This window comes from Sphingobium subterraneum (assembly GCF_014199435.1).
Lineage (GTDB): Bacteria > Pseudomonadota > Alphaproteobacteria > Sphingomonadales > Sphingomonadaceae > Sphingobium > Sphingobium subterraneum.
Genome location: NZ_JACIJP010000001.1, coordinates 522,202 through 544,251 on the forward strand (window position 1 = coordinate 522,202; position 22,050 = coordinate 544,251).

A 22,050-nucleotide genomic window follows, 5' to 3' on the forward strand; every position below is an offset into this window, starting at 1 on the left:
CGATGATCGTCGCCGGATATGCCCTCACTCCCGAAGCGCCATTGCTGGTCATCGCCGGTCCCTGCGTGATCGAAAGCGAAGCGATGAGCCTCGCGGTTGCCGAGCGGTTGAAGGACATTGGCAAACGTCTGCCCGTCAGCATCATCTTCAAGAGCAGCTTCGACAAGGCGAACCGCAGTTCGTCCACATCGTTCCGGGGCCCTGGGATCGACGAAGGCCTCCGCATCCTCGAAAAAGTGCGCGCCGAAACCGGGCTGCCGGTGCTGACCGACATCCACACGCCCGAGCAGGCGCGCGCCGCGGGTGATGTGGTCGATGTGCTCCAGACCCCGGCTTTTCTGGCGCGCCAGACGGACCTGATCGAAGCGGCGGCGGCCACGGGCAAGCCCGTCAACATCAAGAAAGCGCAGTTTATGGCCCCGCAGGACATGGCGCAGGTCGTTGCCAAGGCGCAGCGCGCCGCTGTGCAGGCCGGTCATGCCGACCCTGCCATCCTGCTTACCGAGCGGGGCAGCAGTTTCGGGTACAACACGCTGGTGGTGGATATGCGCTCGCTCGGCATCATGGCGCAGACCGGTTGCCCGGTAATCTTCGATGCGACCCACAGCGTGCAGCAACCCGGCGCGCTCGGCGACCGCTCCGGCGGCGACCGGACGCAGGTGCCCCTGCTCGCCCGCGCGGCGGTCGCGGCGGGAGTCGCGGGCGTGTTCATCGAAACGCACCCCGATCCCGATGCAGCACTATCGGATGGTCCCAACAGCTGGCCGCTCGACCGGATGGAGATGCTGCTCTCCGACCTCGCGACGCTGCACGCCCTGCCGCTGGCGACGCGATGATGGCCGTGGCATCCATACCCCCCCTGCTGCATGTTCCGCCCTTTCCCGGAGCGCGGGCGTTGCCTCCGCTGGCGGTGTCCGGATCAGGCAAGCCTGCACCGGGCGAGGCGGCGCAGTTCGTCGCCGCGCTGCGAGACAGTCGCGTCGGCGGAACCTTCTGGGGGGCGCAGCCCCCTTGTGCGCGTCAGGACTATCGTCTGGTCCGCGCTCCCGATCTCCTGCGGGCAGAAGCACTTCTGGCGACTGCAGACCGGGACGTCAGGCCAATTCTGCTGTGGCTCGACACGGCCACTGCGGACGCCCCCCAGGATGTCGAGATCCTGACCGGGCCTTGCGATCCGTGGCATATGGTCGAACATGCGCAAGACGTTCTGGTCGACGCGAACGACGATCTGGCGCTGATCGCAGCGCTTGCGGGCAAGCGGGTCCGGATTGTCGGCGACGGGCCCTTTGCGAGTCTCAACAGCAGCGACGATGCACTGCTCCGGGTGATCGAGGATGTGCTCCTGACCCATTGGGACTGGCGCGATCCGTTTACCGGAGCGCCCTGCTCGTTGCTCGACAGCATCGCCACGCTGCGGCACTGGCGCAAATTGATCGACGCGAACCGCCCCATCCGGGGAGCCTTTGGCTTCGGCGCGTGGAAGCAGGATACGGTCGAAGCATTGCTTTGGGATGGTGGGGACGGCGCTGTCCCCTTTCTTCCGGCACAGGATAGTGCCCTTGGCAAACTGGGCGCCACCGATGCCATCGCGCTGTGGAAGGCACGCGTCCCCGCCCCCTTCCTCGACATGTGCGAAAAGTCGGGTCATCCGCTTTACGAGGTGGAGGATGGCTTCATCCGTTCCGTCGGACTGGGCGCGGATTGCGTCCCGCCGCTGTCCATCGTCGTCGATCCTCTGGGCGCGCATTTCGACCCCAGCCGCCCGAACCGGCTCGAACAGATGCTGGCAACGGTCGAGATCGACGCTGAGCTGCGCGCCCGCGCCCGCGAACTGCGTGCGCTGATTATCGAAAGCGGGATCAGCAAATATGAGGTAGGCGACGCAGAGCCCCTGCCCCGGCCGGGCGGCGATCGGCGCCATATTCTCGTCCCCGGCCAGGTCGAGGACGACCGGTCTGTGCTGCTGGGCGGCGGCGATGTGCGCGGCAACCTCGATCTCATCCGCCGCGCACGCGCGCACGAACCGGATGCCTACATCCTCTACAAGCCGCATCCCGACGTGCTGTCCGGCCACCGCGTCGGTCATGTGGTGGAAGCCGACGCGCTTGCCCATGCCGATGCCGTCGTGACCGACCAGCCGATCGGCGCGCTGCTCGACATGGTTGACGGCGTTCACGTGCTGACCTCGCTCGCCGGGTTCGAGGCGTTGTTGCGCGGCAAGGAAGTCACGACCCACGGCACGCCCTTCTATGCAGGATGGGGCCTGACGCGCGATCTTGGCTCCATCCCGGACCGTCGCGGGCGCTCCATTGATCTCGACACGCTGGTCGCGGTGACATTGTTGTTGTATCCGAGCTATCTGGATCCGGTAACGGGCCTGCCCTGCCCGCCCGAAATCCTGATCGCGCGGCTGGTGGCTGGGGTACGCAGGGAGAACAAGGCTGTGGTGACATTCCGCAAGGTGCAGGGAAATTTGCGCCGCGCGCTGTTCCGGGTGGGGTCGGCCGCATGAAAGCCTACGCACCCGTCAAGCGGAAGTTCCTGTTTCTCCAGGGGCCGCCGGGGCCATTCTTCTGGCTGTTGGGGCAGGAACTGGAGAAGCGCGGGCACCCTGTTCATCGCATCAACCTCAATGGCGGGGACCGGCTGGACTGGCCGGGCAAGGCTGCCAACTACCGCGGCCGCCCGTCGCGCTGGCCGCGCTATTTCGATGCCTATGTGCGCAAGCACGGTATTACTGACATCCTGCTGTTCGGCGACTGCCGCCCGATGCACCTGACCGCGCACGGCATGGCCAAGCTGCGCAACATCAACATTCACGTGTTTGAGGAAGGCTATATCCGCCCGCACTGGATGACGATGGAGCCGGACGGCGTGAACGGCCATTCGACCCTGTCGCGCGATCCCGAGTGGTTTCTGCGCGAGGCCGAGGCCCTCCCGCCGCCCAACGAACCGGAGCCGATCACGGCGAGCTTCAATCGCCGTGTTCGGGATTCGCTGCGTTACTATCTCGCGGTATGGTTCAACCGCTGGCAGTTCCCGTTCAACCGGCCGCACCGGCCGGGATCGCTGGCACTGGAAGGCATCGGCTGGATCGTAAAATTCGCGCGCGAACGGTGGCGCCGCAAGGAAGCCGAAGCAAAACTCGAACGGATTGCGCGCGAGCCCTATTTCCTGTTCCCGCTCCAATTGGGTTCCGATTACCAGATCCGCACGCATTCGCCGTTCAACACAATGCGCGATGCGGCCATCTACGTCATGGAAAGCTTCGCCGCCTATGCTCCGGCGGATACCTCGCTCGTTATCAAGGAACATCCCCTCGATTGCGAAATTCGCAGCTGGCGGAGTTTCCTACACCATCAGGCCGCGCAGCTTGGCATTGGCGATCGGGTCATCCATATTGCTGGGGGCGATCTGACCGAGCTGTCGGAAAACAGCCGCGGAATGGTCACAGTCAACAGCACGTCGGGGACGCTGGGCCTCGCAGCGGGAGTGCCGGTGTTCGTGATGGGCACGGCGATCTACGATGTGCCCGGCATCACGCATCAGGGGGTGCTGGACGAATACTGGCGCGCGCCCCAGAAGCCCGTACCGGCCATCTACGAAGCCTTCCGCAAGGTGCTGGAAAACCGGTGCCTTGTCGTCGGCGGCATCGCCAGCGAGTCGGCGACGCGAACCCTGATCGACTCCACGCTTTCCCGCCTGTTTGAGGATCCGGCCCATCTGCCCCCGCAGGAGCAGCTGGAACGGACCCTCGACGCTCAGGCCGCCGCGGCCGTGGTCGGCGCTTCGCCGGTTACCTCGGTCGTCACCGGTTCCTGACGGATCAGGTAGTCGAAGGCCGACAGCGCGGCTTTGGACCCTTCGCCCATCGCGATGACGATCTGCTTGTACGGCACCGTCGTCGCGTCACCGGCGGCAAACACGCCAGGAACCAATGTCGCTCCACGCGCGTCGACCTCGATTTCACCGCGTGCGGAAAGCGCGACGCTGTCGGACAACCATTCCGTGTTGGGCACCAGCCCGATCTGCACGAAGATACCGTCGAGGATGACTTCATGCTCTTCCTCGGTGGTACGATCGCGGTAGCGCAGGCCGGTCACCTTCTCGCCATCCCCATCGACCCGCGTCGTGAGCGCGGACGTCACCACAGCAACGTTCGGCAGGCTATTGAGCTTGCGCTGCAACACGGCGTCCGCACGCAGCTGGGTATCGAACTCGATCAGCGTGACATGCGCCACGATACCGGCAAGGTCGATCGCCGCTTCGACTCCGCTGTTGCCGCCGCCGATCACCGCCACACGCTTGCCCTTATACAACGGGCCATCGCAATGGGGGCAATAGGCGACACCGTGATTGCGGTATTCGTCCTCGCCCGGCACATTCATCTGCCGCCAGCGCGCACCGGTCGACAGGATCACGGAGCGCGCGGAGAGCGTCGCGCCGTTTTCCAGTTCGACCCCGATCAACCCGCCGGGAGTTGAGGCTGGCACCAGCCGCTTCGCGCGCTGCAGGTTCATGACGTCCACGTCATATTCCTTCACATGCGCTTCGAGCGCGGAGGCGAGCTTCGGACCTTCGGTATGGCTGACCGAGATGAAGTTCTCGATCCCCATGGTGTCGAGCACCTGCCCGCCGAAACGCTCCGCGGCGATGCCGGTCCGGATGCCCTTGCGCGCGGCATAGATTGCCGCTGCCGCGCCTGCCGGGCCGCCACCGATGACAAGCACGTCGAACGGCGCCTTGCCCTTGATCTGTTCGGCGACGCGCGCCTCTGCCCCGGTGTCGATCTTCGCGACAATCTGTTCGAGCTCCATGCGACCTTGCGCGAAAGGCTCGCCGTTGAGGAACACGGATGGCACCGCCATGACCTTGCGCTCGTTCAACTCATCCTGAAACAGCGCGCCATCGATGGCGACATGCGTGATGCGCGGGTTGAGCACGCTCATCAAGTTAAGCGCCTGCACCACGTCCGGGCAGTTCTGGCAGGAGAGCGAGAAGTAGGTCTCGAACGCATAATCGCCGTCGAGATTCTTGATCTGCGCGATCACATCCTGCGACGCCTTGGACGGATGCCCGCCTACTTGGAGCAGCGCCAGCACGAGCGAGGTGAATTCATGCCCCAGCGGAATGCCCGCAAAGCGCACGGCGATGGGCGCACCCGTGCGGCGAATCTCGAAAGACGGCTTGCGCGCATCGTCGCCGGTGCGCAGCAGGCTCACCTTGTCCGTCAGCGACACGATATCTTCCAGCAGCCCGGCGAGCTCAGCCGATGCGGGGGACTCATCGAGCGACGCGATCAATTCGATCGGCTGGGTGATGTTGGTCAGATAGGCGCGGAGTTGTTCCTTGAGTGCCGGTTCCAACATGATGCTTCTCCTTGTGGGTGCGACCCGACAGGGCGCAAAGTGCCGCCTGCCGTCCCCCGGCTACGAAGGGGGTACGCAGCGCCGGAAACGGCAGGCAGCGTTCTGTTACGGGCGGCGCGCGCCGAAGAGCGCGCCGACGATAAAATTCGTTTAGATCTTGCCGACGAGATCCAGCGAGGGAGCCAGCGTCTTTGCGCCTTCTTCCCACTTGGCCGGGCAAACTTCGCCCGGATGCGTCTGCCAATATTGCAGGGCCTTCACCTTGCGCAGAAGCTCAGCCGCGTTGCGACCCACACCCTCCGGCGTGATTTCCACGAGCTGGATCACGCCCTGCGGATCGGTCACGAAGGTCGCGCGATCGGCGAGGCCTACACCGGGGCGCAGCACGTCGAAGTTGTTCGCCAGCACATGGTTCTGGTCGCCCAGCATGTAGTAGCTGATCTTGCTGATCGCCGGCGAAGTGTCGTGCCAGGCCTTGTGGCTGAAGTGCGTATCGGTCGAAACGGCATAAATCTCGACGCCCAGCTTCTGGAACTCGCCATATAAATCGGCAAGGTCTTCCAGTTCGGTGGGACACACGAAGGTGAAATCGGCCGGGTAGAAAAAGAAGATGCCGTATTTGCCCTTCACGTCCGCCTCGGTGACGTCGACGAACTTGCCTTCCTTGAAAGCCGTGGCTTTGAACGGTTTAATCTCGGTATCGAAGACGGCCATGAAAATTCTCCATTTGTTTGTCCATGTGACCCGAGCCTCATACCGCCCCCAGCGCCATTGGTAAAATTGCTTTTATGGTCCACATTGATCAATTAAATCGATCAATCGATGTTGGGCCCGCTGTTGTTGTGCTGCGTTCATGCAACCCACGATATTTATCGTGCGTTTCCCGGACATTCTTCACGACCACAGGAGTTTTTATGCGCCCCCTTATGACCGCCATGATTGCCATGAGCTTGTTAACGCCGCCCGCCCTGCTCGTATCAGCGCCGGGCGCCGAAGCGCGCCGTGACCGGGAATATCGCTACCGCGAATGGCGTGGCCGGGATGGCCGAACCTATTGCCGCAAATCGGATGGCACGACCGGACTCGTTGTGGGTGCGGTGGGTGGCGCTCTCCTCGGCCGCACCATCGACACGAGCGGTGACCGCGCCGCTGGCACGCTGCTAGGCGCTGCCGCTGGCGGCCTGCTTGGCCGGGAAATCGACCGGGGCGGCAGCAATAGGCGCTGCCGCTGATGCGCTTCTAGTCTAAAACCGCACAAACAGTCTGGACGTCACGCCTTCACTCATCCATGGAGGCGTGACACGCCGGCTTAGCTCAGTTGGTAGAGCACCTGATTTGTAATCAGGGGGCCACGGGTTCGAATCCTGTAGCCGGCACCAGTGTTTTCAATGACTTAGTTGACTTCAGGGTGTTGGCCGAGGGGTGAAAATCCCAACTGGGCAACAAACTGGGCAACAATTTGACTCACTCGGTGAGTGCCTCAAAATGGATGTTGCCCAGTTTGTTGCCCAGCTTAAGGAACCAGACGAATAAATTTTTCCCTTGAGGATCGTCGGGACATTGCGACCCTGACAATGCGGTGTTCATCAGCTAAGACGAGCTAACCCAGCCCTCGACGAAACGCGACGGGCGTTACACCCTTGGCATGACAGAAATAGCGCCTCAACTTCGCTGCATTTGCGAAGCCCGCGAGCGATGCCACAGCCTCGATCGACAAATCACTGGATGCGAGCAACTCTGCGGCGCGCTCGACCCGGCGCGCCATCACATAGGCGTAGGGTGACTGGCCGGTCGTCGCCTTGAATGCGCGCCCAAAATGATAGCGGCTGAGTTGTGCTGCCGACGCCATATCTGACAGGCTGATGTCGCTGGTCAGATGGGCAGCGATATAATCGCGCACGGCGTTGATCTGGCGATTGCTCAGCACACCGGGCGCTTGCACAGCCTTTAGCCCCAGCGCTTCGATGGCCACCATGATGCACGCGCTCTCCGCATAGATATTCTCGGCATAGGGATCGGTAATCATCCCGCGCAATTTGCACATGCTCTGCTGGAGTGACCCGTCCCTTGCATAGGGGATCGGTTGCAGGGAAGCGCCGCGATAGCGCAGTTCCAGATCGTCATGCAGAACAGCCGGATCGAAATACAGCGCCGTATAGGAATTTGCGCGATCAGCGGGCTTTGACCAACCCTCGATCCCACAGCCGCTGGGCAGGAAAGAGATGGTATCGCGCAGATCGCGGGTCGTATCCGCCTTCTGCCCGTCCATTATGGTTACACCCTCGTCGAGCACGACATCATGCAGCGCGAGATAATGCGTCTCGCCCGACCAAGTATAATCCACGGGCTTCGTGCCCTCCACCACGACATGCTCGACGGTGAACCCGCGCCAACTGCGCGATGGCCGGTTGACCGATGCAACAGGCTTGTTTTCCTGATCGAGGGTGAAATGGGGCGTTGCGTTCAAACGTGTTTCCAAAGAGCAAATAATTGCTGTTATGTTTCATATATTGCTGTATGCGGCCAGCGCAAGCGTTGCGGTGACGTTCCAAGCTTAAGATCGTGGGGAGCTGAGGTAATGGACGAACGTTACCAAAACGTGGGTGGGATGGAACACGATGGCTGTGGGGAGCCGTCAGGTATCGACGAACATTCGCTCGAAGTCCGGGCTGGCGAGATGATCGCCATGTTTGGACGACAAGCGATGCAGCGCGTGGTCGATGAAATCCAACACGCGCTGCGCCTCAGGGACATCGCACAAGCAGAACACTCGGAGCGCCTGCCCCGCTGTATCAAAGGCAAAATCGAGGACGTGAAGTAGCATGTCCCGCTGCAGGACGGCAGATAATCTGGCTGGGCATGGTCCGCCCACAAGCATTCGTTAACCATGATCTCATAGCGTTTCGATTGTGCGGCATGGGCCTGACGCCCCACAGCCATGTTCCATGCCGCACACCGGCGGGAAAGTTGCCCTCAAATCCGCATGGCGAGGTGAGTCTTGTCCCTGCATCGCCGCTTTCCACGAATAACCCGCCATTGTTCGACCAGTTGGGCTAACCGGCGGTTGATATTTCGGGTGGTTTGAAAATCCCTGCCGCCTTTCCCAAATCCAGAGTTCGATGATGTCGGTTCGCGGACTGTTTTACGAGTGGTTTCACCTTCCCAAGGGCAGTCCCCCCCGCGCTTTGAGCGCAACAAACCGGCGTCATCCAAACCGTATCGAACACCGCCGTTTAGTAACGCGGAATGCAAAACCAAATTCCATAATGTCCATTCCATACAAGTGATTGTGCATCGCGGTACCTAATACGCGCCACGCGACCCGAAGGAATCTTCGGCCATATGGTTTAGGAAACCTTCTCCTTAGGCCCGGCAGGGCAATCCTGCCGGACTTTTTTTTCAGCCTGACGGCTTCTCAGGGTCAAGTGCAATACTCAGCGCACCGCTGAGGTATCAATCAGCATGCCTGATTTTCAGGCACCCCTTCCTACTCTGCCCTTGCTTTGTGCATCGCAAAAATAAGGTTGCATAAGTCAAATCTTCCCGACATTGAGCACTGGTGAAGGGCAATGGCGTCCTTGGGCATATATTCGGGCGGCACAAGGGCGTGCTGTCAGGATTGGTATAAGAAATACATTGATAATTCGGGGGCAACGGCGCCGCCGGTCTGGAGTGACTCCAGGCCTGGCGGTTTTTTGTATTCTGTGATCGAGATTTGAACGAGGAAAATGGCGGCACTCTCTACATTCAGTCCAGCATCTCGGCAGGCAAAACCTGGCGGTATGCGGCTATTTGTGAATGAGCGACGCCACCAACGCGATAGCGAGCATAAGCGATACCAGTTGCCAGAAGCGTGCGGGGTTGCGCTCGATCAGCGGCACGAAACGCTGCTCCACACGGGCAACCGCTGCGCCGCCTTCCAGCGCGCGCAGAAGTTCGATCGCATCGCCGAAACGCTCTGCCGGGTCGATCGCCACAGCGCGCATCAGCGCCGAATCGAGCCATGCAGGCAGTTCGGTCCGCGTCTTGCTCGGTGCTTCGAGTGTCCGAAAGCGCGGACGACTGAAGGCTTCGATCTCGCCATAAGGATAGGCTTTGGCGAACATGCGCCACAAGGTTACCCCCAGCGCGAACTGGTCCGTGCCTTCATCCCCCAGATTTCCAGCGAACATTTCGGGTGCAAGATAGCTGGGCGTGCCGGGGATTTCGCTGGTCGCGAACTCATCCACGCGCGGAAGGCGGGCAACCCCCAGATCAATGAGCTTCAACCCGCCATCAGGGAGCAGGATGACATTGTCCGGCTTGATATCGCGGTGAATGATGTCGAGACGGTGGAGCGCCGCCACTGCGCGGGTCAGCTTGATCGCCATGGCCAGTCCCTCGGCAAGGCCAAGCGGGCGGGAGAGGCGCGCTTCGAGCGTTTCGCCTTCATAAAAGGGCTGGACGCCATAGAGCCGGGTCTGTCGCTCACGCGGGACCGCGACAACACCGCCGACAAACGGGCTGGATACGCGGCTGCCCACCAGAATTTCGCGCGCAAAGGCAAGGCGAGCGCCACTTTCGGAGAGCAATGCAGGCTTGGGAAACTTGATGACGACATCCTGACCGCTCGCAGGATCAATGCCGCGAAAAAGCCGGGTATAACGCCCGTCGGAGAGCATCGTCTTGAGGTGGAAACCATCGATGCTGTCGCCTTCCCCCGGCGGATCGAGGATCGGCAGGCTGGCGATGTCGCCCGCTACACTGTCATGGTCAGCAGCAGGCAGGCCGATGATGTCGAGTATGATGGCGCTCGCATTGTCCTGACTGCCCGCGCCCAGCGCCGCCTCGACAATCGAAGCGGCATCCGCGTCGGCGGAATTGCGCGCGCCAAGCAGCTTTTCCAGACGTTTGGCCGACAGGCTGCCGTGCACGCCATCGCTGGTGAGCAACAGCCGGTCATGCTCGGCGAGGGAGACTTCGTGATGATCGAGCCGCAACCGCTCCTCGATGCCAAGCGCGCGGTAAAGGATGTGATTCTGATCGGGGTGAGAGCGGGTGTGGTCATCGGTCAGCAATGTCAGATGGCCATCGCGAAAATGCCAGGCGCGGCTGTCACCGACATGCAGCACATGGCCCTTGCGCCCTTTCAGAACCAAACTGGTAAAAGTGCTGGCAGCATGCGCCATCGTATCGGTTCGCCCCATGGCGGCAAGCCAACGGTTGAACGGCGCCATCACACGTTGCACAGCAGCAGGCGTTCCGATCGTGTCGGGCTGGGTATACAGCCCATCCACCAGAGCGCGCACCGCCAGTTCCGAAGCGATGCGGCCGCCCCGGTGATCGCCACCAATGCCGCCGCTGACACCATCGGCCAGCGCAGCAATCATGCCATGCCGGATACGCTCGCTTTCGGTGGCGGCGTAGATGCCGACAAAGTCCTGATTATCGGGCCTTACGCCTTGTTCAGAGGCATAGCCTCCCGCCACCAACAAACGCCCGTCCGGTTTCACGCCCGACCCCCTCTCATGTGCACACGCACGAGAGGACCGGACGGCGAGCATGTTCGTCAAGCATATTTCGATCGATCGCCCAAAAACCTGGCAGCCAAACCCTGATAAGGAGCCTCGCAGCATGACCGACAAACCCTTCTGGCAATCGGGGCATAGACCCACCCTGATCATGGCCTTTCTTTATTTCGACATCGCCTTCATGGTCTGGAACATGCTGGGACCATTGGCGCCGATCATCGCCAAGGATATGGGCCTGAGCCCTGCCGAAAAAGGGTTTATAGTTGCCGTGCCGACGCTGGCTGGTGCGATCCTCCGTCTCGTCAACGGTTTCCTTGTCGACAGGATCGGGCAAAAAATCACGGGCGCGTTCGGCCAGCTCGTTGTTATCGCGGGTCTCTTCGCCGCATGGTTCTTCGGCATTCACAGCCTTCAGGGCGTGATAGCGGTAGGCGTAATACTCGGCTTTGCGGGCGCGGCTTTTGCGGTGGCACTCCCGCTCGCGTCGCGCTGGTATCCGCCGCAGCATCAGGGCAAGGCGATGGGCATTGCCGGAATGGGCAATTCGGGCACCGTGTTCGCCGCGCTTTTCGCGCCGCTGCTCGCCAAAGCTTTTGGCTGGAATAATGTGCTCGGCCTCGCGCTCATTCCGCTCGTTATCGTCTTTGTTCTCTACATGATCTTCGTAAAGGACAGCCCGCATCAGCCGCCCGCCAAAACGACATCCGAATATGTGAAGGGCTATCTTCGCATGCTCGGCGAAGGGGACGCGTGGTGGTTCATCCTGTTCTACGGCGTTACCTTTGGCGGTTTTGTCGGATTGTCCGGTTCGCTCCCTATCTGGTTCACCAGCGAGCTGGATATGACCCCGATCCATGCGGGCTATTCGACGGCGGCCTGTGTGTTTGCAGGATCGATGGTCCGTCCGTTTGGTGGCGCCCTTGCCGACAGGATCGGCGGCATCAGGACGCTGTCCTATGTCTATATCGCTGCCGCCGCACTGCTCGTCGCCATCAGCTTCACGCCGATCAGCTTTGCTATCAAATTCCCGCTGTTCTTCCTGGTTATGGGAACACTTGGCGTTGGCAATGGTGCGGTGTTTCAGCTGGTGCCGCAGCGCTTCCGTCATGAAATTGGCGTGATGACTGGCCTTGTCGGCTTTGGCGGCGGTGTTGGCGGGTTCTACCTCGCCTCCTCGCTCGGCCTCGCCAAGCAGTGGACGGGCAGTGCGTCCGCCGGGTTCCTCATCTTTGCCGGACTGGCGCTCATCGCGCTCGCCGGTCTTACTTCAGTCAAAAAACGCTGGCGGACCACATGGGGCGCCGCCATTCAGGGAGTGCGCATCTGATGAACCGGAAACCTCATCTTGTCGTCATCGGCAACGGCATGGCCGGGTGCCGCGCGGTGGAGGAAATCCTTGCCCGCGATCCCGGCAAATTTCGCATCACCATTTTTGGGGCGGAGCCGCGGGTGAACTACAACCGCATCATGCTTTCCCCCGTTCTGGCGGGTGAGAAGTCTTTCGAGGACATCATCATCAACGATGCGGCCTGGTATGCCGATAACGGCATCACGCTGGTGTCTGGCGATCCGGTGGTCGCGATCGATCGCGCGAGCAGGACAGTGAGCGCGAAATCCGGTGCGACCGTTGGCTATGACAAGCTGATGTTAGCGACTGGGTCTGATCCGTTCATCATCCCGGTGCCCGGCAAAGACTTGCCCGGTGTTGTCACTTTCCGCGATCTTGATGATGTGGATAAGATGCTGGCTGCGGCCAAATCAGGCGGCCCGAATGGTGAACAGGGCAGCGCGGTGGTTATCGGCGGCGGCCTGCTGGGGCTGGAGGCGGCGCATGGGTTGAGCTTGCAGGGCATGAAGGTCACGGTCATTCACCTGATGCCGACGTTGATGGAGCGGCAGCTTGATGAAGCGGCGGGCTGGCTGCTCAAGCATGAGTTGGAAAGCAGGGGTCAGGTTATCCTGACCGGGGCGGACACCGCCGAAATTGTTGGCAATGGCAAGGTCGAAGGTGTGCGCCTGAAGGACGGGCGCGAGATCCCCGCCTCCATCGTCGTTATGGCCGTGGGCATCCGACCCAGCACCACTCTCGCCAAGGAAGCGGGCCTTGCAGTTGGGCGCGGCATTCAGGTCGATGATCATATGGTGACGTCTGACGCGAACGTGCTCGCCGTGGGTGAATGCGTGGAGCATGACGGCAACGTCTATGGCCTTGTCGCGCCATTGTGGGACATGTGCCGTTCGCTTGCCGATGGGCTGGTGGATACGATCAACCCCTATCGGGGTTCGGTGACATCCACCAAGCTCAAGGTCAGCGGTATCGATGTGTTTTCTGCAGGTGATTTTTCGGGTGGCGAGGGTGCAGAAGACATCGTCCTGCGTGACGCCACACGCGGCATCTACAAGCGCGTGATCGTGAAGCAGGACAGGATAGTCGGCGCGGTGCTCTATGGCGACACAGCTGACGGCAACTGGTATTTCGACCTGCTGAAAAGGCAAGACGACATCGCAGATATCCGTGATGCGCTGATCTTCGGCCAGGCGTTCGCATCCGGCGGGGGCGCCTCCGCAAACCCTATTGACGCCGTTGCAGCGCTTTCCGATGATGCGGAGATTTGCGGTTGCAACGGCGTTTCCAAAGGCACGGTCATGGCCTGCATCGATGGCGGCGCGCACACGCTGGATGCCGTCCGTTCGGGCTGTAAGGCGTCAGCAAGCTGCGGTTCGTGCACGGGGTTGGTCGAAAACCTGCTGGCGTTCGCTCTGGGTGATGAATTCGCGGGCGAACGTGACAGCAAGCCGATGTGCAAATGCACCAGCTTCACCCATGAGGATGTTCGCGCCGCGATCCTTGAAAAGGAGCTGAAGGAAATCCCGGCGGTGATGCAAGCGCTCAGCTGGCATACGCCCGATGGCTGCTCATCCTGCCGCCCCGCGCTTAATTACTATTTGCTATGCGCATGGCCGGGCGAGCATATCGAAGATCCGCAGAGCCGGTTCGTCAACGAACGGATGCACGCCAATATCCAGAAGGATGGCACTTATTCCGTCGTGCCACGCATGTGGGGCGGCGTGACGACGCCGAACGAACTGCGCGCCATTGCCGATGCGGCGGACAAATATCAGGCGCGGCTCGTCAAGGTGACGGGCGGACAGCGGCTGGACCTGTTCGGTATCAAGAAAGAGGATTTACCTTCGATCTGGGCCGATCTCAATGCTGCAGGCATGGTGTCCGGCCATGCCTATGGCAAAGCGCTGCGCACGGTCAAAACCTGCGTCGGCTCCGAATGGTGCCGCTTTGGCACGCAGGACTCAACCGGCCTTGGCATCAAGACCGAGCAGATGACCTGGGGATCCTGGATGCCGCACAAGTTCAAGATTGCGGTGTCCGGTTGCCCGCGCAACTGCGCCGAGGCGACAATCAAGGATTTCGGCATCATCTGCGTCGACAGCGGTTATCAGTTGCTGGTCGGCGGCAACGGCGGCATCCATCTGCGCGGCACCGATCTGCTCTGCACGGTGGAGACCGAACAACAGGTGCTGGACTATTGCGCCGCCTTCATCCAGCTTTACCGCGAGGAAGCGCGCTATCTCGATCGCACCGCGCCGTGGATCGAGCGGGTCGGCCTGGATTATGTCAAGCAGCGCATCGTGGACGATGCGCAAGGGCGGGCCGTCCTGACGGCGCGTTTCCATCATGCCCAGAGCTTCCTCCAGAAAGACCCCTGGGCTGCGCGGGCTGCAGGGGAAGAGAAAGAATTGCACCAGCATATCGCCGAAATTCGTCCCTTCGCCCCCAATCTCGTAACCGTAGGAGCAGCTTGATGGTCACCGCAGAATGGCTCGACATCGGCCCGGTCGATCAGCTTCCCGTGATGGGAGCCCGCACCCTGCCGGTGCAGGGCGGCGAGGAAATCGCCATTTTTCACACCGCCAATGGCGATGTCTATGCGCTGATCAACAAATGCCCGCATCGCCAAGGCCCGCTCAGTCAGGGGATCGTGCACGACACCAGCGTCACCTGCCCCCTGCACAACTGGAGCATCAGCCTCGTCACGGGTGAGGCATTGGGTGAGGACAAGGGCTGCGTGCCCGTTATCCCGGTCAAGGTCGAGGGCGGCCGCATCTTCATCTCCCGCAAGGAAGCTTTGCAGGGCCAGCGGTGACGGAAGCGAAGGTGACGGGAACCGGCGTGAATATAATCAAGACAACATGCGCCTATTGCGGGGTCGGTTGCGGGATAGACGCTACCGTTACCGGAAACCGTGGCGTCACTATAAGGGGCGACCCCGATCATCCCGCCAATCGGGGCCGCCTGTGTTCCAAAGGTTCCCATCTTGGCGAGACAATTGGTCTTGAAGGGCGACTTCTCCATCCCCAGATCGGCGATCAGCGCTCCGACTGGGACACGGCGCTCAATCTTGTCGCGCGATCCATCACCGACACTGTCGCCGAATATGGTCCGGACAGCGTGGCCTTCTATGTCTCCGGCCAGTTGCTGACCGAGGACTATTATGTCGCCAACAAGCTGATGAAGGGCTTCATCGGCTCGGGCAATATCGACACCAATAGCCGCCTGTGCATGTCGAGCGCGGTGGCCGCATATATCCGCGCCTTTGGTGAGGATGTCGTGCCATGCTCCTACAGCGATCTTGACGAGGCCGAACTCATCATCCTCGTCGGTTCAAATACAGCATGGTGTCATCCGGTGGTCTGGCAGCGGATTGAAGCAGCACGGGCAGCGCACGGCGCAAAGATCGTCGTTATAGATCCCAGACGCACGGAAACCGCAGAACAAGCCGATCTTTTCATACAAATCGCGCCCGATAGCGATGTCGCCCTGTTCAACAGCCTGCTCGCCGAAATGCAGGTGCGTAAAGCCGTCGACGCGGATTTTCTGGATGCCCATGCTACTCTGCCCGACGGTTTCTGGAGCAGCCTATCGATCAGCCCCGCCTTGGCGGGCATTGATGAGGCCATGTTCGGCGCGCTTGCGGATCTGGTCGCTGCGCACCCCAGAATGATCACCCTCTTCTCCCAAGGCGCGAACCAGTCCGTGGTCGGTACCGACAAGGGCAATGCCATCATCAATCTGCACCTTGGGCTTGGCCGCATCGGCAGGCCGGGCATGGGACCGTTCAGTATTACAGGCCAGCCCAATGCGATGGGCGGCCGCGAAGTGGGTGGCCTTGCTTCGACGCTCGCCTGCCATATGGGGTTTTCCGAAGAAGAACGCGATCGCGCGCAGCATTTCTGGAACGCGCCGAACATGTGCTCTGGCCCCGGCCTCAAGGCAGTCGACATGTTCAGGGCGATCCATGAGGGCAAGATCAAGTTCCTCTGGGTGATGGCAACCAACCCGGCAGTGTCGATGCCCGATGCGGGTTTTGTGCGCGAGGCAATGGCGCGCTGCCCGATGGTCGTGGTGTCCGACTGCATCGCCGAGACGGATACCACTGCCTTTGCCCATGTGAAGCTTCCGGCATTGGGCTGGAGCGAAAAGGACGGTACCGTTACCAACAGCGAGCGCATGATCAGCCGGCAGCGTGCGCTTTTTCCTCCCGCTGGCGAAGCGCGCGCAGACTGGGATATCATTGCAGAGGTCGCCCGGCGCATGGGTCATGAACACGCCTTCACATGGGCTGACAGCGCCGAAGTGTTCGACGAATATTGCCGCCAGACCGCATCTGAGAACGACGGCACCCGTAAGCTTGATCTTTCAGACTGGGTTGGTCTGAACAAGGCAGGCTATGACGCACTGGAACCCAAATACTGGGGCGGCAGTTCGCCCTTCGCCGATTGGAAATTCACCACTCCCGACCATAAGGCGAGGCTGATCGCCGTCACACCGCCGCAAACCCGAAAAGCTGATCCGGCCTATCCGTTCGCGCTCAACACCGGCAGATACCGTGACCAGTGGCACACGATGACCCGCACGGGGTTTTCTCCAAAACTCTCGCAGCACCGGCGCGAACCCTTGCTAGAGATCCACCCCGATGATGCCGCCGCTAAGGGGATCAAGGACGCCGCTCTGGCGCGCGTTCAAACGCCCTATGGCACATCGCTGTTTCGGGTGCGCGTTTCTGACGGCCAGCGGCGGGGCGAGATCTTCGTGCCCATGCACTGGACCGACCAGACATCAAGCGATGGACGCACCAACCTGTTACCTGGCCCACACAATGATCCGATCAGCGGTCAGCCCGGATTCAAGAACGGCAAGGCGCAGGTGGAGCCATTCGCCTCCGACTGGCGCGGCTTTCTTGTCTGTACGCAGCGCCCCGCACTGCCCTCGGATATCTACTGGACCGCTGTCCAACAAGATGGCGGTTGGCTGATAGAACTCGAAGGATCAGGCAGCATAGATGTCGATGCTCTGCTCCCCTCGGGCGACCGCATCGAAGCGCATGACAGTGCGCGCGGCACGCGACGTATCGTTGTCCGAGGCACCGAGGGGCAGTTGAACGCCGCATTTTATTTTACCCGATCCGGCTCGCTTCCTCCCAGAGACTGGATCATCGAACAATTGCAAGGACGTAGCACAGAAAGTGCAAGCGCTTTACTCGCAGGTCGCTCTGCCACACCCCAGCCTGACCGCGGACCTGTCATTTGCGTATGTTTTAACGTCGGTGGATATACTATCCGCGATGCCATCAAGGCCCAAGGGCTCGGCTCGGTTGAGGAAGTGGGTGCATGCCTCAACGCAGGCACCAATTGCGGCTCCTGCCGACCGGCCATCGCAAAGATATTGGAAATTCGAAGGAAGGCGGCTGCAGTCGCTGTTTGACCGGCTACCGGTGATTTCCTCCAGTTGCAAGCGCCCGAAGGCATCGTTCAGATTACCCATCATCATGAAAGCTGGATCGGGCAGAATGTCGAAGAGGGCTTCTTTGGCGATGACCCGATCTATGCCGCCAGCACCAAATCACCGGCCGGATTTCTCAGGCATGCTGTCGGATCACTGATCGATCTATCGAACAGTCAGAAACAAATTCTCGAAACGGCTTCCAAATTCGGCCTTGCGACGGAGTGTGCGATTGCCGCCCATGTCCCCGGAGAATTTCCTGGGACCAGTTGCTTTGGTGAGCCCTCATACGACCGACCCTGCGATAATTCGCTGTCTTCTGCCTATATCCTTATCTATAAATATCCATAATTGCGGGATGGACCATGTGATATTCTCACCGTCGTGGCGCACTGTCGCCCATAGCGACCTGTTCCAGCGAGGCCGCAATATCGAGAATGGAGCGTGACAGCACCATCGGGTCATCCTTCGATGGCAGAAAGCCGCGCCTGCGCCAGAACGCCATCGCTTCATCGTCAACCGCATTGACGATCAGCGCTCGCCCACCGATGAGCGTCGCGCCCTGGACGCAGCGCACCAAGGCGTGCTTGAGCAATCCCGTACCGATGCCCTGGCCCAACCAGTTCAAATCCGTCGCCAACTGACCAAGCAACAAACAAGGCACCGGGTCTGGTGGCTGCCCCGTGCGGACTGCCCGAGTAAGGCTGGCAGGGACAACAGCGGTTAGCGCAAGACCGTAGTAGCCGATCACACGGCCCGCCTCATGGACAACCATGACGACCGTGAAGCCCTTCTGCTGGTTCGACAACGCGCGGGTTCGCAGCCAATTGTCGAGTGACGGCTTGCCACACGAAAATTGCGAAAGATCATGCGCTTCGCAGAGCGGTTCGGGGGCGGACAGCGTCAAATCGAAAACTATTTTGTCGTGCCTTTGCTCTCCCACGGCGCAGGCCGGCGAAGTAGCGCAACCATTTCGGGCACGGGACTGGCCGGACGATTCAAAAGATCGACAAATGCCTCAAAACCTTCCGGTGACATGCGGATGATCGTGTTTTCCATAATCACCTCTTCGGCTGTTCGCACCGCCGCATCACGCATGAATTCCGTCCGCGAACGACCACGCAGGCTGGCCGCACGGTCAATGATCGCGATGTCAGCGTCGGGAAGTCGCATCGAAAGCGGATGATCTTTTCGTAACGTGGCGCGTACCATAGTAACTCTCCTCAGAACGCAGTTCATACCACATGGTAGCGCATTTTACAATACACGATTTATCGGCCTCGACGCGAGATGCAATTGCAGCCAGGACATGGCTGGTATTTAAACAGCCACGTCCTTGCGGGCTATGTGCTTTTTGCCCTCGGCAACATCCTAAAATCATCGCTTCCCTTTCACACGCAAAGCCATTCCACTGTTTCCGGGCACGAAGGATCCGCTGCTGGAGACTTCAGGGTTGCATTGTGGAGGGCAGGAATAGTGCGCAAATTCGATTTCAATTACTTCGTCGCTGAGTTCGCAAAAGCAACCAACATGGAGTCGCTGCATGCGACGCTGGAGCAGGCAACGCATGACCTTGGGTTCCGCTATTTTGCCATGGGACATCATGTCGATCTGGCCATCCCACCTGAGGGCATTGTCCGGCTCACCAATTATCATGAAAGCTGGATCGGGCAGATTGTCGAAGAGGGCTTCTTTGCCGATGACCCGATCCACGCCGCCAGTACCAAATCGCTGGTCGGATTTCTCTGGCATGACGTCGGATCGTTGATTGAGCTGTCGGATCGCCAGAAACAGATTCTCGAAACGGCCGCAAAATTCGGCCTTGCCACGGGATGCACGATTCCAGCCCATATTCCCGGAGAATTTCTTGGAACCTGTTCCTTTGGCGCACCTTCACTCGATCAACTGCGCGACGATTCACTGCCTGCCGCCTATATCGTCGGCGGATTTGCTTTCGAAGCAGCGCGGCGCATCGTGCGGCGGAAGAGCAGATATGGCACTGAGCCCACTCCCACCTTCACATCGCGCCAACATGAGGCGCTCATCTGGATGGGGCGAGGAAAGGCGGACAGCGAGATCGGTACCCTGATGGGCATAGCGACATCAACCGCGCATGAGCATGTCGAGCATGTGCGGCGCGCTTATGGCAATGCCCAGCGCGTCCACCTGATCGTTCGTGCGTTGTTCGATGGCGTCGTCACCTTCACCGATCTGCTCCGCCGCTGATGCAACCCTCTGACTAAAGGGTATGGCACAACGATACTTCAGCAGATGTCCCTGCCGTAATTTCAGGGAGCGGCAGGATGATCGACATTCATATATTCGAAGGGTGCTGTACACCGGGCAGCAATGTGATGTTCGACGCCATGCATCGTGATCGCAAGACTATTTTCGTCGATCTGCTCAAATGGGATGTGCCGGTCATAGGCGGCCAGTTTGAGATCGATCAGTTCGATGGCCCCCAGGCCATCTATCTCGTTGCCACTGACGATGACGAGGGACACCTTGGTTCCATCCGTCTCCTGCCGACATGCGGTCCGCATATCCTCGGTGACATATTTCCGCAGCTATGTGATGGCGCGGCACCTGCAGGCACCGGCATCTGGGAAATCAGCCGCGGCTGCCTGTCCCCGCGCCTGCGCGCCAGCGAACGTCTGCATATCCGCAATGCCCTGACATCAGCCGCCGTCGATTTTGCACTGCTGCACGGGATCACCAGTTACACCTGCATCGCCGATATGGGCTGGCTCAGCCAGATACTCGCCTTGGGTTGGGGCTGCATGCCTCTGGGACTTCCGCAAACTATCGGTCGGACGCTTACCGGCGCCCTTAGGATCGACATCCATGGCGGCACGCCCAACCTTCTGCGTGATGCCGGAACATATCAGCGAACACGCCTCGTCCGGGAACAGCAAGGGCAAAGGAATGCTGCATGAGGTCGGCCTTTTTGCGTTCAGAGGATAATGCGCCTATCAAAACGCCCGGAGCTCAGGCAACCGAGGCATTGCTGCGCGACGGCTACTGCATCATCAAGGACATCATGCCGCCAGAGAATGTTGCCGAGCTAGCGGCAGATTTCGCTCCGCATTTCGAAACCACAGCGCGCTCGATCGGTCCCTTCTATGGCAGCGGCACCAAGCGCTTTCACCGCCTGCTGGCGCGGAGTCCGCGGATGGCGGAGTTTGTTTTGCATCCGCTGGTTCTTGATATCCTTGATGTAGTGCTCGGACCCAATTGCGACAGCATTCAACTCAATCTGACGCAGGCCATCGAAATCCTTCCCGGCAGCGAAGCCCAGCCACCGCACCGCGATCAGGATATGTGGACGATCAAGGCGCCAGATGTCGAATATCTCGTCAATGTGATGTGGCCCTTCGCCCCCTATACCGGCGATAACGGCGCCACCATCCTCTGGCCCGGCAGCCATCGGCGGCAGGACGAAATATTGATCGACCCCGCCGAAGCGATCATCGCAGAGATGGAACCCGGCGCCGCCCTGCTTTTTCTGGGGTCGACGCTGCATTGCGGCGGGGCCAATATTTCCAGCGCATCGCGGCGCGGCATGATTATCAGCTATGCTCTGGGATGGCTGAAGCCCTATGAACTGCCGTGGCTCGCTTACCCGCCTGCGCTCGCACGGACCTTCCCGCCCGAACTTGCGGCGCTGGCCGGATACCGCGCGCATCGCCCCAATCTCGGCACGTTCGAAGGGAGATGCCCCTCTTCCTTGCTCGGTGATGAGCCAAATCTCCAGTCCGGAGCTATCGATACGCTGCGCCCTGAACAGGAGGCACTGATCGCCGCCTATCGCAACGGCGATATTGCGCCAGGGCCGCAAGGATCGATTCCGTCAGTACCGGGCATCGCCGACCACTCGCTCTATCGCAACGACGGATGACGTTCAATGAGCGATCCCAGCGACAGAGAACACAGGGCCAGTATCTGCGACACGCTGATATTCGAACGCACACTTGTCGGATCTCTGTTCGGTTTAGACATTTGCGCGTGCCCGGTCTGGGACATGCTGCTCGATCTCTATCGGGCTCGTCAGCAGGACAAGCCGCTCTACTGCTGGCCCGTGACAGTAGCCGCACAGGTTCCTACCTCTACCGCGTACAGAAAGCTCGAAATGATGGAACGCCGCGACCTCGTCACGTCATTACCGCCGCAAAAGGATCGTAGGCAGAATCGAATCGAGCTGACCAGCTTCTCCATGAACCAGATGGACAGATTAATGGATCAGATGTGGCAGCGATGCTCGAAAGTGCCCCCATCCATACTATAGAGACCTGAGAATTTACATCACTTGATCGCGGATTGATGATCTTGTCATGCCCGGCGCATCAAAGATTGCGACTGGCTGGCAGCTGGC

At 60.3% G+C, this 22,050-nt stretch carries 20 protein-coding genes and 1 tRNA gene; 15 read left to right on the plus strand and 6 right to left on the minus strand.

Annotation, left to right across the window (positions count from 1 at the left end):
- The first annotated feature begins 2 nt into the window (after window positions 1-2).
- Genes kdsA through FHS92_RS02585 form a run of 3 tightly spaced genes read left to right on the plus strand, consistent with a single transcriptional unit; the run spans window position 3 to window position 3,822 of the window.
- Window positions 3-836, plus strand: coding sequence for a 3-deoxy-8-phosphooctulonate synthase (gene kdsA / locus FHS92_RS02575; protein ID WP_184077226.1), 834 nt, complete (start codon window positions 3-5; stop codon window positions 834-836).
- Window positions 833-2,512, plus strand: a complete 1,680-nt coding sequence (locus FHS92_RS02580) for a capsular polysaccharide export protein, LipB/KpsS family (protein ID WP_246351744.1) — start codon at window positions 833-835, stop codon at window positions 2,510-2,512. Before kdsA ends, FHS92_RS02580 begins: the two co-directional genes overlap by 4 nt.
- Window positions 2,509-3,822: a capsule biosynthesis protein gene (locus tag FHS92_RS02585; RefSeq protein ID WP_184077228.1), complete on the plus strand. Its 1,314-nt coding sequence runs from the start codon at window positions 2,509-2,511 to the stop codon at window positions 3,820-3,822. The genes FHS92_RS02580 and FHS92_RS02585 overlap by 4 nt, the downstream gene beginning before the upstream one ends.
- On the opposite strand, the gene ahpF is transcribed toward FHS92_RS02585, so the two are convergent.
- Together ahpF and ahpC are read right to left on the minus strand one after the other, a co-directional pair.
- Window positions 3,762-5,369 carry an alkyl hydroperoxide reductase subunit F gene (gene ahpF, locus FHS92_RS02590; RefSeq protein ID WP_184077230.1) on the minus strand — a complete coding sequence of 536 codons (1,608 nt, stop codon included), beginning with the start codon at window positions 5,367-5,369 and terminating at the stop codon, window positions 3,762-3,764. The two genes, FHS92_RS02585 and ahpF, sit on opposite strands and share 61 nt — an antisense overlap.
- A 150-nt stretch (window positions 5,370-5,519) precedes the next feature.
- Window positions 5,520-6,083: an alkyl hydroperoxide reductase subunit C gene (gene ahpC / locus FHS92_RS02595; RefSeq protein ID WP_184077232.1), complete on the minus strand. Its 564-nt coding sequence runs from the start codon at window positions 6,081-6,083 to the stop codon at window positions 5,520-5,522.
- Window positions 6,084-6,283: 200 nt separating this feature from the next.
- Here ahpC and FHS92_RS02600 point away from each other — a divergent pair, with 200 nt between their 5' ends.
- Both FHS92_RS02600 and FHS92_RS02605 read left to right on the plus strand, forming a co-directional pair.
- Window positions 6,284-6,601, plus strand: a complete 318-nt coding sequence (locus tag FHS92_RS02600) for a glycine zipper 2TM domain-containing protein (RefSeq protein WP_184077234.1) — start codon at window positions 6,284-6,286, stop codon at window positions 6,599-6,601.
- Window positions 6,602-6,672: 71 nt separating this feature from the next.
- Window positions 6,673-6,748, plus strand: a tRNA-Thr gene (locus tag FHS92_RS02605).
- Between the two features lie 221 nt (window positions 6,749-6,969).
- On the opposite strand, the gene FHS92_RS02610 is transcribed toward FHS92_RS02605, so the two are convergent.
- Window positions 6,970-7,836: a helix-turn-helix domain-containing protein gene (locus FHS92_RS02610; RefSeq protein WP_184077236.1), complete on the minus strand. Its 867-nt coding sequence runs from the start codon at window positions 7,834-7,836 to the stop codon at window positions 6,970-6,972.
- 111 nt (window positions 7,837-7,947) lie between these two features.
- Here FHS92_RS02610 and FHS92_RS02615 point away from each other — a divergent pair, with 111 nt between their 5' ends.
- The gene (locus tag FHS92_RS02615) at window positions 7,948-8,190 is read left to right on the plus strand and encodes a hypothetical protein (protein WP_184077238.1); all 243 of its coding nucleotides are present in this window, start codon (window positions 7,948-7,950) and stop codon (window positions 8,188-8,190) included.
- A 967-nt stretch (window positions 8,191-9,157) separates the two neighbouring features.
- Here the strand turns inward: FHS92_RS02615 and FHS92_RS02620 are convergent.
- Window positions 9,158-10,861, minus strand: coding sequence for a bifunctional protein-serine/threonine kinase/phosphatase (locus FHS92_RS02620; protein ID WP_343056634.1), 1,704 nt, complete (start codon window positions 10,859-10,861; stop codon window positions 9,158-9,160).
- A 121-nt stretch (window positions 10,862-10,982) separates the two neighbouring features.
- On the opposite strand from FHS92_RS02620, the gene FHS92_RS02625 reads away from it, so the two are divergent.
- The 5 genes from FHS92_RS02625 to FHS92_RS02645 are packed head-to-tail and all read left to right on the plus strand — an operon-like array spanning window position 10,983 to window position 18,029.
- Entirely contained in the window at window positions 10,983-12,206 is a 1,224-nt protein-coding gene (locus tag FHS92_RS02625; RefSeq protein WP_184077240.1) for a nitrate/nitrite transporter, read from the plus strand.
- Window positions 12,206-14,701: a nitrite reductase large subunit NirB gene (gene nirB, locus FHS92_RS02630; protein WP_184077242.1), complete on the plus strand. Its 2,496-nt coding sequence runs from the start codon at window positions 12,206-12,208 to the stop codon at window positions 14,699-14,701. Before FHS92_RS02625 ends, nirB begins: the two co-directional genes overlap by 1 nt.
- A complete protein-coding gene (gene nirD, locus FHS92_RS02635; RefSeq protein WP_184077244.1) occupies window positions 14,701-15,042 on the plus strand; it encodes a nitrite reductase small subunit NirD in 342 nt (113 codons plus the stop codon). Before nirB ends, nirD begins: the two co-directional genes overlap by 1 nt.
- A gap of 26 nt (window positions 15,043-15,068) precedes the next feature.
- Entirely contained in the window at window positions 15,069-17,660 is a 2,592-nt protein-coding gene (locus tag FHS92_RS02640) for a molybdopterin-dependent oxidoreductase (RefSeq protein ID WP_184077246.1), read from the plus strand.
- A 24-nt stretch (window positions 17,661-17,684) separates the two neighbouring features.
- The gene (locus FHS92_RS02645; protein WP_184077248.1) at window positions 17,685-18,029 is read left to right on the plus strand and encodes an autoinducer binding domain-containing protein; all 345 of its coding nucleotides are present in this window, start codon (window positions 17,685-17,687) and stop codon (window positions 18,027-18,029) included.
- A gap of 25 nt (window positions 18,030-18,054) precedes the next feature.
- Here FHS92_RS02645 and FHS92_RS02650 read toward each other — a convergent pair whose 3' ends face one another.
- Both FHS92_RS02650 and FHS92_RS02655 read right to left on the minus strand, forming a co-directional pair.
- Window positions 18,055-18,585 carry a GNAT family N-acetyltransferase gene (locus tag FHS92_RS02650; RefSeq protein WP_184077250.1) on the minus strand — a complete coding sequence of 177 codons (531 nt, stop codon included), beginning with the start codon at window positions 18,583-18,585 and terminating at the stop codon, window positions 18,055-18,057.
- Between the two features lie 8 nt (window positions 18,586-18,593).
- Window positions 18,594-18,890: a type II toxin-antitoxin system TacA family antitoxin gene (locus FHS92_RS02655; protein ID WP_184077252.1), complete on the minus strand. Its 297-nt coding sequence runs from the start codon at window positions 18,888-18,890 to the stop codon at window positions 18,594-18,596.
- Between the two features lie 264 nt (window positions 18,891-19,154).
- Between FHS92_RS02655 and FHS92_RS02660 the strand changes: the two genes are divergently transcribed.
- The 4 genes from FHS92_RS02660 (at window position 19,155) to FHS92_RS02675 (ending at window position 21,963) form a co-directional block, all read left to right on the plus strand.
- On the plus strand, window positions 19,155-19,904 hold the full coding sequence (locus tag FHS92_RS02660) for an autoinducer binding domain-containing protein (protein WP_221230861.1): 750 nt from the start codon (window positions 19,155-19,157) through the stop codon (window positions 19,902-19,904).
- A gap of 77 nt (window positions 19,905-19,981) precedes the next feature.
- Window positions 19,982-20,614, plus strand: coding sequence for an acyl-homoserine-lactone synthase (locus FHS92_RS02665; RefSeq protein ID WP_184077256.1), 633 nt, complete (start codon window positions 19,982-19,984; stop codon window positions 20,612-20,614).
- The gene (locus tag FHS92_RS02670; protein ID WP_184077258.1) at window positions 20,611-21,576 is read left to right on the plus strand and encodes a phytanoyl-CoA dioxygenase family protein; all 966 of its coding nucleotides are present in this window, start codon (window positions 20,611-20,613) and stop codon (window positions 21,574-21,576) included. The genes FHS92_RS02665 and FHS92_RS02670 overlap by 4 nt, the downstream gene beginning before the upstream one ends.
- A gap of 6 nt (window positions 21,577-21,582) precedes the next feature.
- Window positions 21,583-21,963: a MarR family winged helix-turn-helix transcriptional regulator gene (locus FHS92_RS02675; RefSeq protein WP_184077260.1), complete on the plus strand. Its 381-nt coding sequence runs from the start codon at window positions 21,583-21,585 to the stop codon at window positions 21,961-21,963.
- Window positions 21,964-22,050: the final 87 nt, after the last annotated feature.